This is a genomic window from Mycobacterium asiaticum (assembly GCF_001673635.1).
Taxonomy (GTDB): domain Bacteria; phylum Actinomycetota; class Actinomycetes; order Mycobacteriales; family Mycobacteriaceae; genus Mycobacterium; species Mycobacterium asiaticum_C.
This window is the reverse complement of the sequence record NZ_LZMH01000037.1, coordinates 41847-57417: the sequence shown is the minus strand read 5'-3', so window position 1 is coordinate 57417 and position 15571 is coordinate 41847. Positions and strand designations below refer to the sequence as shown.

The following is a 15571-nucleotide window of genomic DNA, read 5'->3' as shown; positions in this document are numbered from 1 at the left end:
TCCCGACTCGGCGTGTCGGGAGCTTTCACGTCTGCTCGCGCAACCTAAGCGAAGCGCTTCGTCAACGGCGGCGGCAGCACCCGCATCAGCTGCACCAGCGGCGCCCATGGCCACCACGGCACCGCGGCGCGACCGGGCTCGCGCTCGATGGCGTCGACGAGCGCCTTGACGCCGGTCTCGTTGTCCACCATCAGCATTGTGCTGTTCGACTTGGCGGTCATCTCCGACTCGATGTAGCCGGGCTCGATCACTGTCACCTTGACCGGGCCTTTGGCGTACTCGGCCCGCAACGACTCGCCCAGCGAACTCAGGCCGGCCTTGCTGGCCGCATAGGCCGCCTTGACCCCCGGCACCCCCTTGTTGCCCAGCACCGACGAGATCAGCACCAGATGCCCGGACCCGCTCTTGTTGAACATCTCCAGCGCGGTCTCGATCTGCACCAGCGCGGCGATCAGATTGGTCTCCAGGGTCGCCTTGTTCGCCCAGAGCTTGCCCGACCCCAGTTTGGCGCCCTTGCCGATGCCCGCGTTGACGATGACGCGGTCGATGCCGCCGAGCTCGTCGCTCAGCTCGGCGAACACCTTCGGCACCTGGTCGTGGTCATTGACGTCCAGCGCTGCGACCGCGATCTTGATGTTCGGATTCTGTTGTGAGAGTTCGGCTTTGAGTTCGTCCAAACGGTCGGTGCGACGGGCGCACAACGCCAGGTCGCGCCCCTTGGCGGCGAAGGCGCGGGCCATTCCGGCACCCAGCCCGGAACTGGCTCCGGTGATCAGGATTTTCTGGCGAGTCACCCAGGCAGCATATCGGCTACTTGAGTAGCCGGGACATGCGCCGGTCGGCCAGGACCTTGCCGCCGGTCTGGCAAGTCGGGCAGTACTGAAAAGACTTGTCGGCGAACGAGACTTCCCGCACCGTGTCCCCGCAGACCGGGCAGGGCAACCCGGTTCGGGCATGCACCCGCAGCCCGGAGCGCTTCTCCCCCTTCAGCGTGGCCGCACCCTGACCGACCGATCGACTCACCGCGTCGGTGAGAACGGAGATCATGGCGTCGTGCAGCGTGGTGAGTTGCTCGTCGGTCAGCTTTGCGGCGGTGGCGAACGGCGAGAGCCGGGCTACGTGCAGGATCTCGTCGCTGTAGGCGTTGCCGATGCCCGCGATTACCTTCTGGTCGGTGATGACGGTCTTGATCCGCCCGGTGTTGCCGGCCAGCACGCGGGCCAGGTCGTCGGGACCCAGTTCCAGCGCGTCGGGCCCCAGCGTGGCGATCTGGGGTACCTGCTGAGGGTCGGTGACCAACCAAACTGCCAACCGCTTCTGGGTCCCGGCCTCGGTGAGGTCGAAGCCAGGCGCCTCCCCCGGCGTCCCGAGATGCACGCGCAGGGCGATGGGCCCCTTGCCCGGTCGCAGCGGCGCTGCGGCCAACTTGTCCGACCAGCGCAACCAGCCCGCACGCGAGAGGTGAGTGATCAGCCAGAGCCCGCCGGCCTGCAGACCGAGGTACTTCCCCCAGCGTCCGGCCTCCGCCACGGTCTGGCCGTGCAGGGCGTTGAGCGGTGGATCGAAGGTCTTGAGCACCGACAGCGCGGCGACATCGACGCGGCCGACCGTCAAACCGACGGCATGTCGGCGCAGATGGTCGGCCAGCGCTTCGATCTCGGGGAGTTCAGGCACCTGTCCAGTTTGCCGGTTGCGGCGCCCAAGTGTCAGGCCCCTTCGGCAGCACCCTCAGCCGGAGCAGCAGCAGCGCCCAGTTGTTCACCGCCGCCGAGGAAACCGCCCTGACCGCCACCGCGGGAGTAGAAGCTTCCTTCGCCGCTGGCGAACTGGTCGGTCGGGGCCGGCGCACTGTGGCCGAGCAACGCACCGTTCTCGCTGGCCTCGCCGCCCAGCCAACCGCTGTGCACGGCGATACCGCCGCCGTTCTCGGCCTGACTGTTGCCCTCGCCCGCTGCGCCGGGACTGGCGACGGCGGCCGCGGGGGCGGCACTGCTGCTGAGCCCGTTGGCGCCACCCTGACCGAACACGAGCGGGCTAACGCCGGCGAGGTCACCCGTGTTTTCACCGACCCCGTCCAGGGGACCGACGATTGCCGCACCAGGTAGGGCGGAGACCTGCGGGACGTCACTGCCCGCGCCGACTCCTGCGTAGCGCAGACCGGGCAGCAACCCAGCCGCCCCGGCGCTACCGCCACCGCTGGCCACGACACCGCTCGCACCGCCGGCGGAGGCAGCGCTGACGCCCGACGCCGCGCCGGCGCCGTTCCCGATCTGAACAAGGGTGCCGCTCTGCGTGCGCGCCAGCACCTGCTCACCACCGGCCGCGGCCGGCGTCGAGCCGCCGGCCGATGAGCCGCCCACAGCCATTCCGGGCAGTGCTGCCGCCGGTGCGTTGATAGCGGCCGCGGCGTCCCCCATAGGGGTCGAGTTGCGGGCTTCCGCGGAGTCGTACTGGTTCGCGCCGGCGGTCATCAGCTGGACGAACTGCTCGTGGAACGCCACGGCCTGTGAGCTGAGCATCTGGTAGGCCTGCGCGTGCGCGCCGAACAACGCCGCGATGCCAGCCGAGACCTCATCGGCACCCGCCGGCAGCACACCGGACGTCGGGAACGCCGCCGCCGAGTTCGCCGCACTCAGCGTCGAGGCGATTCCGGCCAGGTCATTGGCGGCGGCCGCGACGTACTCGGGCGCTGCATTCACCCACGACATGCACAAACCTCCGAGCACTGCGACAGTCCCGCGGTCGCGCGCGTGATCCAAGGCACAATCGGCACGTGTCAAATGCTAGCGTGCCGGAGCGGGTGGTCCGTGCAGTTCTTCTAAGAAAGAGTTGAGAGCTGGGCAAACGCTCGGAAAAAAATTGCCCGACCCGTCAACGCGAGGTCAAAAAGCCGCTCGGAGCAGGTAAGTGTCCATGATCCAGCCGTGCCGAGCCCGGGCCTGTGACCGCAGCGCCGCGATGCGCTGGCCCATCTCGCCGACCGTGCCCGCGACCAGGAGTTCGTCCGGAGTTCCGAGGTAGGCGCCCCACCAGATCAGGGTGTCCGGCGGGCAGGACTGGAACGAGCAATCCGCGTCGAGCATGACCACCGCGGTCCCGGACAGCCCACAGGCGCGAAGCTGGCGGCCGGTGGTGACCAGCACGGGCGCACCGATCTCGTTGAGCGGAATCCGGTGCCGCGCGGTCAGAGCCTGGATTGCGGTGATGCCGGGAATGACGTCGTAGCTGATTTCCAGCTCGGCCGCCACCGCCTCGAGGATGCGCAACGTGCTGTCGTAGAGCGACGGATCGCCCCAGGCCAGGAAGGCCCCGACGCCGCCCGGCGCCAGTTCGGCGGAGATGGCCCCCGCCCACATCCTGGCCCGCGCCGCATGCCAGTCCGAGACGGCCCGGCGGTAGTCGCCGTCGGCCGCGCGCGGCGGATCGGGCAACTCGACGAATCGGTACCCCGGTTCGCGGATGAAGCGCTCGCAGATCTGCCGGCGCAGCGCGACCAGGTCGCGCTTGGCGTCGCCCTTGTCCATCGCGAAGAACACCTGGGTGTCGTTGAGGGCGTTGATGGCCTGGATGGTCACGTAGTCGGGGTCTCCGGCACCGATACCGATGACGTGGATGTGCCGACTCATGCGGTCAACCTAATCGAGATCAGAAATGCCCTATGCGGAACCGCCGGTACCGGATACCATGAGTATTGAGTGTGATCTTCCTTACGCCTGAAAGGGACATCAGCGATGACTACAGCGGTTCGACCCAGTGGTCCGAGTCGTGAAGAGTTCTCCGAGCGCCTGCTCAGGGGTTCGATCAAGAAGTCCTACGAGCCCGTCGTCGATATCGATTGGGACGCCCCCCTCGACCCCGACAAGTTCTTCCTGCCGCCGAGGCTGGTGTCGCTCTATGGCACACCGATGTGGGACGAGATGACCCGCGAGCAGCAGATCGAGTTGTCCCGCCAGGAGCTGGTCAACACCCTGTCGGCTGGAATTTGGTTCGAGAACATGCTCAACCAGTCGTTGTTGCGGACCATCCTGCACGAGGATCCGACCAGCAGGTCCACGCATTACAAGCTGACCGAACTCGGTGACGAGACCCGGCACATGGTGATGTTCGGCAAGGCGATCGAGCGCATCGGCGCAAAGCCGGTACAGCCGAAGCGGTTTCACCGCTGGGTCATCAATGCACTGCCGTTGGCGTTCCAGCGCGGATCGATGCTGTGGGTGGCGGCGCTGATCGGCGAGGAGATATTCGACTCGCTGCAGCGGCAGATGATGGACGACCCGGAATTGCAACCAATCATCCAGCGGCTCATGCGGATTCACGTCACCGAGGAAGCCCGCCACATCCAGTTCGCACGCGACGGTGCCCGCAAGCGGGTCGCCGAAATGCCCCGGTTCAACCGCTGGTTCATGGCCAACATCAACGGACTCGGCGGATACTTCTTCAACTACCTGTTCAGCAACCCCGTCCCCTACGCCCGTACCGGGCTGGACGCCGCGCGGGCGCGACGGATCGCACGCGCCAGTGCCCATCGCCGGGAGGTGCAGGTTGCCGGATTCGCGCCGCTGGCCGCGTTTCTCACCGAGGTGGGGCTGATGGGCCCGATCGCCCGGCGCGGCTGGAAGCGCAGCAGGTTTCTGTGACGACGGCGCATCCGCTGCTCGTCGTCGGCGCCGGAGCCGACGCCCACGGTGTCCGATCGGCGCTGCGGGCCGCCGGGGTCAGCGACGTCGCCGTGCTCGAAAAGCAATTACTCCGTTCGGTTTTCGACGATACAACGGGAACGTGGGCGCTGCACACGGCTGACGGCGACATCGAGCGGGCACACGTCGTGGTCGCCGCGCATCCACCGGCGGATCTGCCGTGGACCCCGAAGTTGTCCGGCGACAACGAGTTCCGGGGTGAGGCTTTTCATGCCGCCGTATGGGACCCGCACTTTCACGCGGCCGGCAAGCGGGTTGCGGTCATCGGCACCGATTCGTTCGCGGGTCATCACCTCGGCCGCCTGGTCTCCGCCGCTGCCTCGGTGACCGTCTTTCCCCATGCGCCGCGGCGGGTCGTCACGGAGCTGCAATACTGGCCGGCCCGCGCCAAGAGTCGGTTGCGCAGGCGTGGCTCGCAACGGCCGGGCCCGCAGTTCGGTGCGACGATCCGGGCCATCACCGCGACCGGCATCCGCACCGTCGACGGCGTGGAACAGCCGGTGGACGCGATCATCTACGGCACCGGATTCGCACTCGGCGCGGACCGCGCCCTGGTCGGTAGCCGGGGACTGACGCTGCGGGATGTGTGGGCCGACGGCATGGAGCCCTTCTTTGGCGTGGCGGTTCGCGGATTCCCCAACTATTTCTTCGTCTCCGGCCCCGACCGGGCGGCGCAAGCGCGCTATATCGCCGCGTGTGTCGCGCTGATGGAGCGCACGGGCAGTGTCCGCATCGAGGTGCGCCGCAGCAGTCAGCAGGTGTTCAACGAGCGTGCCCAGCTCGGCCCCGCCGCTCCCCCGCCGGTGTCGTCCGCGTTCGACCTGTCATCCAGCGCGCCGGACTACGAGGACACCTACGACGGCACCGCCACCCTCGAGATCGGCGGTACCCGCCAACCCGTGCACGTGCGCCTGATCGGTCATCTGGACCCGCTCGACGGCAATTACCACTGGCAGGGGACCATTTTTGACACCCTGCCGGAGGAGTCGGTGAAGCGTTCGCGCACCGCCACCCTGTCGGTGGGCGACCGCAGCGCGCCGGCTCGCATCGTCGAGCAGACCCCGTGGGGAACCCACTCGGTCGCCGGCGTGGGTGAGCCGCCGTATGCGGTGAGCGAGCGCTGACCGCTCCGCGAGCCACCGCTCAAATCGCTGCATCGACCCCACTGGACTGCCATTAGGCTGGAGTAAGTCCCCAACAAAGGTTGACCGCGCACGCCGAATGGGTATTCGCTGGTATCTCTGCGGCGGTCAAAGGGGGTATAGCGCGTCGACGTTCCACTTTCCCTGACCGGGCAGGTGGGCTGAGGATGGACTCTTACACGACGAAGGCGGCGACACTGACGCGAGGGCAAGAGGCAGAAGTTCGAGGAGCGGGAGATGAAACCGGACGACACGATGACGCTGGTACATCGATGAGCGCGGTCGCCAAATCCTCTAGTTCGCTGGTCCTGGCGTCGCGAACCGAGCAATCGCTGGTGGTCCTCACCGCCGAGGGCGTGCTTGACGCCGGCAACTCGGCGGAGCTCCGGGACAGCATCACCAAGGCCACCCTCGACGTGCCCACCGCCGTCATCGTCGACGTCAGCGCACTGGAAGTCCCCGACGAAGCCGCCTGGTCGCTGTTCGTCAGCGCCCGCTGGCAACTGGACACCCGGCCCGATGTCCCGATCGTGCTCGTCTCGGCAAACCGCGCGGCCCGCGACGCTATCGCCCGCAGCGGGGTCACCGACTTCATGCCGGTGTTCCCCACCGAGAAGGGCGCGATGAAGGCCATCGCCAAGCTTGGGCGTCGCAAACTGCAGCACGCGCAGACCAAGCTTGCGGCCAACGTGACCAGCCTGCGCGAATCCCGCCAACTGGTCCGCGAATGGCTGACCACCTGGTCGAAACCGGGCCTGATCCCGGCGGCATTGGTGGTGGTCAACGTCTTCATCGAGAACGTGCTCGAACACACCGGCAGCGATCCGGTGATGCGAATCGAGTGCGAAGGCCAGACGGCGACCATCGCGGTCTCCGATGGGAGCAGCGCCCCGGCGGTGCGGTTGGACTCTCCCGCAAAAGGTATCGACGTGTCCGGCCTTGCGATCGTCGAGGCGCTGTCCCGCGCCTGGGGCAGCACCCCGACCTCGTCGGGCAAGACGGTCTGGGCGGTTATCGGCCCCGAGAACCAGCTGTAACGTGTACCCGTGCGGTTCAGCTACGCCGAATCACTGACCGATCCGGCCTTCTATATTCCCCTGGCCAAAGCGGCCGAGGCAGCGGGCTATCACAGCATGACGATCGCCGACAGCATCGCCTATCCCTTCGAGTCCGACGCGAAGTATCCCTATACGCCCGACGGGAACCGCGAGTTTCTGGACGGCAAGGAGATCGTCGAAACCTTCGTTCTCACAGCGGCATTGAGTGCCGTGACGAGCACGCTGCGGTTCAACTTCTTCGTACTCAAGTTGCCGGTGCGGCATCCGGCGCTCACGGCCAAGCAGCTCGGTTCCCTGGCCGCGCTGAACGGCAACCGGGTGGGTTTCGGTGTGGGGACCAGCCCGTGGCCGGAGGACTACGAATTGATGGGGCTGCCATTCGCCAAGCGCGGCAAGCGAATGGACGAATGCATCGAGATCGTCCGCGGGCTCACCACCGGCGACTACTTCGAATTCCACGGTGAGTTCTACGACATCCCCAAGACCAAGATGAGCCCCGCACCGACGCAACCGATTCCGATCCTCGTCGGTGGGCACGCCGACGCCGCACTGCGCCGGGCGGCGCGCCTGGACGGCTGGATGCACGGCGGCGGAAGCGAGCCCGACGAACTCGACCGACTCATCGCCAAGGTCAAGCGGTTTCGCGAGGAAGAAGGCAAGACCGGTCTCTTCGAGATTCACGTGATCTCGATGGACGCCTATACCGTCGACGGCATCAAGCGCTTGGAGGACAAGGGCGTCACCGATGTCATCGTCGGATTCCGGTGGCCCTACATCAAGGGGCCCGACCCGGAACCACTGCAGACCAAGATCCGCAATCTGGAGAAGTACGCCGACAAGGTCATGTCGAAAGTTTAGGCGTCACAGCGTATCCCACTTCGGTGCCCGCTTCTCGCGGTGTGCCAGGGCGGCTTCGGTTGGGTTGTTGGTGAACCCGGTGAGGATCTGGGTGCGGTTCTCCAGTTCGATGGCGTGCCGCAGACTGGGCGCATCCAGCGCCGCGTTCAGACCGATCTTGGTCTGCCAGACGCCCAGCGCATTGTTCGCCGCGATCTCGCGGGCTTTGTCCAGGGCTGTGGCCATCAGGTCATCGGCGGCGACCACCTGGTGTACGAGCTTGATGCGGTAGGCCTCGTCGGCGTCGATGATCCGGCCGGTGAGCATCAGTTCACGCGCTACCCCGGCGCCGACAATCTTGGGCAGCAGGTAGCTGGTGCCCATGTCCATCGACGAGAAGCCGGCCTTGATGAACACCGAGCCGAACCGGGCGGTCTCGGCGGCGATCCGGATATCGGAGTGCAGTGCGAAGGCCAGCCCGCCCCCGACAGCGACACCGTTGACGGCGGCGATCACCGGGATGGGCAGTTCGTAGAGCCGGACGTACAGATCGGCCAGGCGTACCTGGGCGTCGTAACTGACCTTGAAACTCGGGGTGCCGGGCCTTATTTCGGTCCAGGCCTGTCCGGTGCCGCTCAGGTCGGCGCCGGCACAGAACCCGCGCCCGGCCCCGGTCAGGATCAAGGCGCGGAATTCGCCGCGGCCGATTGCGTCAAGGGCCGTGTCCACGCCGTCGATGAGCGACCCGTCGATGGCGTTGAGGAGCTTGGGCCGGTTGAGGGTGATGCAGGCGATGTTGTCGTCGAGGGTTTTCAGTGTCACTGCGGGTTCCGGTGCCATATCCGAACGGTAGGCGACTCAGGCAATTTCCAGGCAATGGGCTTACCGTTGCCCCATGGCGCGTGCCGATGACGACAGCTGGGACCTGGCGAACAGTGTGGGAGCGACCGCGACCATGGTTGCCGCCGCGCGGTCGGCCGCCAGCCGGCGCCCGAACGCGGTTGTCCACGACCAGTACGCCGAGCCCCTGGTACGTGCGGTCGGGCTGGATGTGTTCACCCGTCTTGCCACCGGTGAACTTGACGCCGTGGACGGAGCCGGCGACCTGGGCTTCCCCAGGATGATCGACACGTTCGCGGCCCGCGCGAAGTTCTTCGACGACTATTTCGCGGAGGCCGCGGCGACCGGCCTGCAGCAGTTCGTGATCTTGGCGTCGGGACTGGATTCCCGCCCGTACCGGCTGCCCTGGCCGGCCCGCACGGTCGTGTACGAGATCGATCAACCGGAGGTGATCGAGTTCAAGACGACCACCCTGGCCAAGCTGGGCGCCAGCTGTGCCGCCGAACACCGCACCGTCGGTATCGACCTGCGGGAGGACTGGCCGGCGGCACTGTTGGCCGCGGGCTTCGACACCGAACGGCCGACCGCCTGGCTCGCCGAGGGGTTGTTGATCGGCTTCCTGCCGCAGGAAGCCGAAGTCCGGTTGCTGGACAGCATCATCGCGCTCAGTGACTCCGGCAGCCGGTTGGCCGCCGACTACGGGCAGGTGACCGGCCAGTCCGCCGACGGGCAGCGGCAGGCGCAGGCCATGTCTGAGCGGTGGCGCGAGCTCGGGCTGGACCTCGACGTGGCCAGCCTGACGTACCCCGGTGCGCACACCGACGTGGCGGCGCATTTGTGGGCCAACCGCTGGAGCACCATCACCTCGGATCTGCCGGAGCTGTTCGACGCCGCCGGGCTGGCCCCGCTGGGAGCTTTCGCGGATCAGGCTCCGGCCAATTCGATTGGGTACGTGCGGGCGGTGGCGCCGTAGTTCCCCGGACGCGGGCGCGATATTGAGCCAGCCCGCTGGACCACCATGAGAATCTATTGGCTCCCAGGGCATCGCAATCGTCACCACTCCTAGGGTCAGTGCACAAGCACATCGCCCAACCCTAGGTGCGAGATCTTCGACGCGGCGGGGTACCAGCACCGCGCGATGGTGCCGATCGAGCACTCGACAGTCAATCTTTTACACCAGTAAGGCGGCAATTACCGCCTCGGTTGCGGGTCCATCCTCGCATCGACAAACTGTCTCTCGTCGAACGACTCCACCACCGCAGTGAGGTCGCGAACACCGCTTTCGACCCTGCCCCAACTTAGTGCCGCGTCAAGGCCCGCCTGCTCACCTACGGCCTGCACGACCAGATCAAGGTCTAGGCTCCAAAGATTGGCAAGGCTGTTTGTCGCCGATACAACACACCGGGTAGAAAACATTGCGTTCCTCATTAATAGAATCCGGGCCACTGCGTTTTCCTTCTGCTCAGAAATTACCGCAATAGCCAACCAGGCCGCGTTGCCGTGTGTCGGCCTGCTCAGTTCTTCGTAGCTTATAGCGCCATCGCTGAAATACCGCTCAAGGAGTCTCGTTGCAGTTCCATGCGCTTGTTTTGGCAGATCTTTAAAGCCCTTCGAGTTCCGTGCCCTCCAGCGTTCCCAACTCTTGATCACATGAGTCGCACCGGTGTAGTGGGACGACTTGTATTCTCGAAGTGACGCAGCCATCAGGGTGTTTATGCGAAGCATTCTAACCCGATGATCAATGCTCGGCTCTGACAGAAAGATAGAACGCGATGAATGTTCGGCTGCTGCCCGTGCTATCGCAGATGAGCCCACCAAACTAGGGTAATCAACCGCTAACAACTTTGACATCGAGTCGAGACAATCGCCGGCTGATATCAAGTAGAACTTGGCAAATCTGTGAGCCGTTAACAATGGATCCTCTAGGTCCGACACCGATCCCCATCGATTATCAATGTCCGAGATTGAATGGCCTGGTTCTCGGTAGAGGTGCGTCCAATTGGCAGCGGCGAGCGCAGATTGAGCGGCCAAGGCGGATACGTACCTAACCGCTTCGACCTATCCCGCGACCGTGGCGTTCGCTTCATCCTTCATGCGGTGGACCGTATCTTTTCACCGTAGGGTTCAGGCGTGGACATCGTCGGACCACTCGTCGGGGCGGTCGGTAACGCGGTTGCGGGCAAGGTTGTGAAGCGTCCCAGCAAGCGCATCACCGTCAATTCGGATCGCGACACGTTCGGAATGTCGGGCAGGCCCCACTCAGTGTTCGTCCCCGTGAAGTCGGTCGATGACCTCTCGCCGCTGCCAGATCTGGGTGGTCGCACCTCCTACAGCAAACCGTTCCAGTGGGTCGACCAGCAGAACGGGTGCGACATCTGGAGGACGACATTCCAGTTCACGGTCCATGCCCACAACGCAACGGTCGACATTGTCGGAGCAGAACCGATAGTCGAACCGGCCATTGCGCGACCCGGTATAGCTCTTGTGAGGCCACCTGCCGGAGGTCCGATGGAAATCCGCCACCTGTCGGTCAACCTGGACGAAGCGACCGCAGAACACAGAAACCTTGGCACAAGCGTTCAGGTCGGGGATCTTGGGAAACCGACCCAACCCGTCTCACTGCTCGCAGAAACATTGAAACCCGGGGAATCTGCGCTGGTACACGTCGAGGCCTACGCCCTCAATGCCACGTACAGGTGGATGCTGAATCTCCACGTGCTGGTCAACGGGAAACCGCAAACCGAAACCCTCCTGCATAACGGCGAACGCCCATTCGTGACGATGTGGGACGGTGACCCGGCGATCACCAGGAGATACCGGTTCGAGCAGTGCCAATGGGTGCAACAGCCCTAGCGGCGGTTGCCGCCAAAGCAATTCAGCCTGACATTTAACTCAAGGGCGGGATCATTTTCTGGGATGCCGCCTTTTGGATTGTCAGGCGGGTAAGTTCCTTATTGTCGCGGAGAAGGGAGCAGAGCATGGCCTCACCGATGCCCGCGCCAGGTTGGTATCCCGACCCATCAGACCCCACCAGGCAGATCTACTGGGACGGCTCAACGTGGATCAAGCCTGGCGGCGCGGGCGACTCCGACAACCGGAAAAATCCTGCGATAGCGATTGGCGTCTGCGTACTTGTGGGCATCGGGCTCGTGATGTCGATGCAGTCGGTAAGCCTGATGACCGGTTCGGGTCAGGTCTGGACGGGAGTCGCGGTAGTAGCAGGCGGCACGGCTCTTGCGTTCATACTGCGTACCGCGACGTGGGTCCGGGTGGTCTCGGCCTTGCTTTTGGCGCTCGCTCTAGCGAACGCCTTGTATATCGAGGATCAGCTTTCCAAGAAGCGAGACGAGCTGACTCACATCTTCAACAACAACCGCTAGAGCCGCCCGCGGCGACGTGCTCCAGCTACCCGCAAGTTGATTAGCTTCTCTCCTGGGTGTACTCGCGAGCATCAATTTCGTCGGTTTCGGACTGCTGTGTGTTATCGACACAGAATTGCTCGGTCTGGTTGGTCCGCGGCCACGACGCCTTCGCCGTTTCTGCCCGATCGGCGAGGGAATTGATCCAATCCCGTGGACCTTTCCAACGGTTCGGGCCGGGATTGCATGGCACGAGGTTCGTAACGACGTCACCGGGCGTGCCATTGACGGACAACGGAATCGTGTGGTCGATGTGCCACCGATCCCGAACTGGTTGCCCAGTGTACACGCAGCGGTCGGGGTCGATACCTCGACGCTTCCAGTCTGCGAGCAGCCCAGCCGGCTTAATCGCATCGGCGGGTAACCCGGTACGTGGTGTTCCTTTTCAGTGCGGCTGGCGATCGCATCTATCTCAGCCTTAACCAGGGAACGACACGATGGGACGGGGCTGAGTTCCGTCGACAACCTGAGGCATTACTGGTGGCCCGACCGAACTGGGCTCGATCTGTGCTGATGGCCGGCGCGCCCTTCCCGCCCAAGTGGAACTCAAATCCAACTCGACAATACTGTCAGCGAGCTCGGCACAGGTATGCGCTTGGCAACGTAGTTGCTCCCGAATACCTATTAGACGAAATCCCTGCGGACGCCGAGATCGAGCAGGATCTCCTCCAGATTATTGGCTGGCTCGGACAAATTCACAGAGCTGCCGACGAGGGGCTGTATGTCCCCGGCGACTCGCCAGACGTGGCCGACACGAGCAAGCACTTGACTTCATCGCTGTCCCATTGGGAGGCAGGAAAGGGAAGGGCCCTCGGCTGACCGCAGCGGAACGACGCGCCATTGATAGGCGGGCCGTCATTCTGACGATGGAGTATTTCTCGTCGCCGGCGATTTGCTATGTAGTCAAGGACGTCGGCAAGAGTCAGTTGTACGACATTCACGCAACAAAAGCAGATGCGGTCGTAAGGATCGAAGTGAAGGGCGCGACGTCAAACGGCTCAGAAATCATACTTACCAGAAACGAAGCGGAACTCCACATCAAGGATCATCCTACGAACGCGCTGGCCATCGTTCGCAACATAAATCTGCACGGTCCGACGATTCCCCCCCAGCGCAGGTGGTGGCGAGCTTTTTTCTTCATATTCCCTGGGCTGTCGAGCGCGAACGCTTAACGCCCATTGCGTACCACTACACCACGGGCCTTTAGCTTCCGGAAGCTAGAGGTGGTCAACCGAATGGTGGCGCGTCATCAAGTTTAAAGCTGCAATTTTTGCCTATTCATGCGGGATTCGACCATCGTAGGAACCTTAGTGTGCGCAGCTGTTGGGCTGAGATGGCTCATCTCTCAGTCCAGTCAGACCAGGCCCGCCGCAGCAGCAGCCAAAGAGGCGCGTGCGAAATTACGCTTATTCTGTGAGGACAGATCTTCTATGTCGATCTCCGCCAGTTGCAGATCTGCTGGCAGCTTGGTTGCGATCTCATGAAGGGTCGACGCATCGAAAAGACGCCGAAGGGCCGCGACCTGGAACCTGAGTTCACTGGTTCCGAACCAGCTTTCCTCGGTGACGAACCCGATGATTACTCTTTCCAGATCATTCTGCTCAAAAGTCGTAACAATATTGGAACCGAGACCATACAGCGATTCCTCATTATCTTCCCCCTCGCGAAACCACCAGCACACATCGACAAGGAATGGAAGGTTAAGGCCAGAATCTAATACCGAAGTCAATTGAATTGGATGAATTAGGAACGAGCTGAAAAAACCATCAATGCCTTTAAACTTTCGCCTATTTTCTTTCTTAATACGGCCATTGGCCATGCTCCGCACGATGAATAATAGTAGTTGTGCGGGGGGCAACTTTGAGGTTAAACGGGCTAAAGTGAGATTACCGTCGTTAAGCGCGGTGAAGACTTCAGCTTCAAGCCAGCGCCACAGCACCCGTTTCGGCGACGCGAAATATTCATCATTGTTTGGCCGACCTTTGACCCTGGCGATCAGAAAGTCAATAAGCTCCTCACTTCCGCCAGTCTGGCCATTTCGAAACTGCTCGCCTTTTTCGAGAGCCAACGCAGCAAGTTGCGCATCGGCGCCGTCAACGATTTCGGCGTAATTCACGACGTCGTTCTGCTCTACATCGCTTTGGATAAGTTTGTTCACCGCACTTGAGATCAAACTATCCTCGACATCATCCTCTGCAATACCTAATATGAAATAACGTTGGAAATAGAGGTCGTTAGACAAGGCCAGCGGGTGTTCTCGCATCAGAAGGCCCGGCGATCGAATGCCGGGAAAGAGGCTGCTAAGGACCGTAGTTACCAGAAGCGCATCGTCATCTCGATTGACCAGCGGGCGGATCATTTTGTGCCAATCCGCATCTGACAGGTCACTCGATTCCAAGAAGCCCAAAGATATCGTTCCAGATTGCAGAGCAGCCTTCCAAACTGGCAGTTGCTCGTAGACATCATGGTAAAAGACACGTAAAAAACTCAAGGCTATGTAATCGACTGCATCGAGCTCATGAAAACTTAGCATCCCGGCGAATGATAGTATTTGCTCCCGGAAACGTGTCTGCGCTCGCGGAGTGATCAGCGATGGCGCCAAGACGGCGACGAGTTCTGAGAGTCTTTCAGAGCCTACCGTGTCAAGTTTGATGCCATTCTGTGCAATCAAGTCGTCAATTGTTTTTGTGAACAATCGGCGTTGCACGGCTCCTGCAATTGGAGGTACTTCAAACGGATACTGAACAATTTTTTCCATAAATGCAGCCGCTTTCGCACCTAAGCCCTTTTCCTTCAACAATTCCTCGATTGTGGTTTGATCATACGCAATTAAATAGTGGACGTTGGGAAATCGGCCTAGAAGCCGAATCACTTTTAGTAAGCTGACCACTTCTTCGGAGTCCAGCCGATCGATGTCATCAGCGATTACCAGCACCTTCTGGCCAAGTTCCCTGAAGCTGCTTGCAGCCTTGTCGAATTCTATATGCCAGGGATTTTCGGCGGTCGCGATGTCGATTGCCGCCTGTGTAGCACCGGCTACCGCGTTTCCAGCGATAGGAATGGCTTTGAAGAGAGAGGTGTAAACTTTCGAATATTTTTTGGCGACCGCTTTGGCACCTGAGTATTTGTCAACCTGTTCGTCTTCGAAGACGGACGCCAGTGCCGCAACGAATTCCCTCTGCAGGGCCGAGACATCTGAGGAAGCCCAAGGTGAGAAGATTGTGACCTTCCATGTTTGGTCGAGGCGCGTTTTGATCTTGCTGATTAATGAGCTTTTACCGCTGCCCCAGGGGCCGACCAGACCAAACACAGTGCTTGATTGGCCCAATACGCAAGTATTAAGACGATCCGCGACCATAAAAACGAACTTGTCGCGCTTCAGCAGGTCCTCGTCGTCGGGGCCTAGCGGGTCGTCTGACCAAAGGGCATTCGTTTGAGGTTCTGGTTTAGGCGTTTCAGACATTGAGATAGAGCTTGAATCAACTGATCGCACTTGTCGAGGTCCGTGCGGAACAAGTCCACGTGTCACGCCCAAGTAGATGCCGTTCAACCGGAGGGCTCAGGCCAACCGTTCGCCG

General features: G+C 62.4%; 16 protein-coding genes and 1 pseudogene. 9 read left to right on the top strand and 8 right to left on the bottom strand.

The genetic code is table 11. From position 1 onward, the window contains the following. Positions 1–44: 44 nt before the first annotated feature. The 5 genes and pseudogenes from A5645_RS10420 to cobF form a co-directional block, all read right to left on the bottom strand. Positions 45–794, bottom strand: a complete 750-nt coding sequence (locus A5645_RS10420) for an SDR family oxidoreductase (protein ID WP_065036084.1) — start codon at positions 792–794, stop codon at positions 45–47. A 16-nt stretch (positions 795–810) separates the two neighbouring features. Continuing rightward, positions 811–1299 carry a zinc finger domain-containing protein gene (locus A5645_RS28630; RefSeq protein ID WP_436405486.1) on the bottom strand — a complete coding sequence of 163 codons (489 nt, stop codon included), beginning with the start codon at positions 1297–1299 and terminating at the stop codon, positions 811–813. 132 nt (positions 1300–1431) lie between these two features. Continuing rightward, a pseudogene (locus tag A5645_RS28625) lies at positions 1432–1674 on the bottom strand (DNA-formamidopyrimidine glycosylase family protein); the annotation flags it as partial. A gap of 32 nt (positions 1675–1706) precedes the next feature. Beyond that, positions 1707–2708, bottom strand: a complete 1002-nt coding sequence (locus A5645_RS29075) for a PE family protein (protein WP_065129442.1) — start codon at positions 2706–2708, stop codon at positions 1707–1709. Positions 2709–2882: 174 nt separating this feature from the next. Further along, positions 2883–3626, bottom strand: a complete 744-nt coding sequence (cobF, locus tag A5645_RS10405; RefSeq protein ID WP_065129441.1) for a precorrin-6A synthase (deacetylating) — start codon at positions 3624–3626, stop codon at positions 2883–2885. Positions 3627–3731: 105 nt separating this feature from the next. Between cobF and A5645_RS10400 the strand changes: the two genes are divergently transcribed. From A5645_RS10400 to A5645_RS10385, 4 genes are all read left to right on the top strand, one after another. Beyond that, the gene (locus A5645_RS10400) at positions 3732–4637 is read left to right on the top strand and encodes an AurF N-oxygenase family protein (RefSeq protein ID WP_065036080.1); all 906 of its coding nucleotides are present in this window, start codon (positions 3732–3734) and stop codon (positions 4635–4637) included. Positions 4638–4852: 215 nt separating this feature from the next. After that, the gene (locus tag A5645_RS10395) at positions 4853–5821 is read left to right on the top strand and encodes a DUF4873 domain-containing protein (protein ID WP_436405485.1); all 969 of its coding nucleotides are present in this window, start codon (positions 4853–4855) and stop codon (positions 5819–5821) included. Between the two features lie 290 nt (positions 5822–6111). After that, entirely contained in the window at positions 6112–6876 is a 765-nt protein-coding gene (locus tag A5645_RS10390) for an STAS domain-containing protein (protein WP_065129440.1), read from the top strand. Between the two features lie 9 nt (positions 6877–6885). Further along, positions 6886–7755 (top strand): TIGR03619 family F420-dependent LLM class oxidoreductase, encoded by an 870-nt coding sequence (locus A5645_RS10385; RefSeq protein WP_065129439.1) that lies wholly within the window; start codon positions 6886–6888, stop codon positions 7753–7755. Between the two features lie 3 nt (positions 7756–7758). Here the strand turns inward: A5645_RS10385 and A5645_RS10380 are convergent, their stop codons facing one another. Then, a complete protein-coding gene (locus A5645_RS10380) occupies positions 7759–8556 on the bottom strand; it encodes an enoyl-CoA hydratase/isomerase family protein (RefSeq protein WP_172830514.1) in 798 nt (265 codons plus the stop codon). A 73-nt stretch (positions 8557–8629) separates the two neighbouring features. Between A5645_RS10380 and A5645_RS10375 the strand changes: the two genes are divergently transcribed. Beyond that, positions 8630–9547: an SAM-dependent methyltransferase gene (locus A5645_RS10375; protein WP_065129438.1), complete on the top strand. Its 918-nt coding sequence runs from the start codon at positions 8630–8632 to the stop codon at positions 9545–9547. A 218-nt stretch (positions 9548–9765) separates the two neighbouring features. Here the strand turns inward: A5645_RS10375 and A5645_RS10370 are convergent, their stop codons facing one another. Next, on the bottom strand, positions 9766–10278 hold the full coding sequence (locus A5645_RS10370) for a hypothetical protein (RefSeq protein WP_253866924.1): 513 nt from the start codon (positions 10276–10278) through the stop codon (positions 9766–9768). A gap of 426 nt (positions 10279–10704) precedes the next feature. Here A5645_RS10370 and A5645_RS10365 point away from each other — a divergent pair, with 426 nt between their 5' ends. From A5645_RS10365 to A5645_RS29265, 4 genes are all read left to right on the top strand, one after another. Then, the gene (locus A5645_RS10365; protein ID WP_065129437.1) at positions 10705–11427 is read left to right on the top strand and encodes a hypothetical protein; all 723 of its coding nucleotides are present in this window, start codon (positions 10705–10707) and stop codon (positions 11425–11427) included. Between the two features lie 125 nt (positions 11428–11552). After that, positions 11553–11954, top strand: coding sequence for a DUF2510 domain-containing protein (locus A5645_RS10360; protein WP_065129436.1), 402 nt, complete (start codon positions 11553–11555; stop codon positions 11952–11954). 411 nt (positions 11955–12365) lie between these two features. Continuing rightward, complete coding sequence (locus tag A5645_RS29270) at positions 12366–12812, top strand: MrcB family domain-containing protein (RefSeq protein WP_081288276.1); 447 nt, start codon at positions 12366–12368, stop codon at positions 12810–12812. Further along, positions 12779–13165 (top strand): protein NO VEIN domain-containing protein, encoded by a 387-nt coding sequence (locus A5645_RS29265; protein ID WP_366663760.1) that lies wholly within the window; start codon positions 12779–12781, stop codon positions 13163–13165. Before A5645_RS29270 ends, A5645_RS29265 begins: the two co-directional genes overlap by 34 nt. Before the next feature lie 182 nt (positions 13166–13347). On the opposite strand, the gene A5645_RS10345 is transcribed toward A5645_RS29265, so the two are convergent. Then, complete coding sequence (locus A5645_RS10345) at positions 13348–15456, bottom strand: KAP family P-loop NTPase fold protein (protein ID WP_081288275.1); 2109 nt, start codon at positions 15454–15456, stop codon at positions 13348–13350. Between the last annotated feature and the right edge of the window lie 115 nt (positions 15457–15571).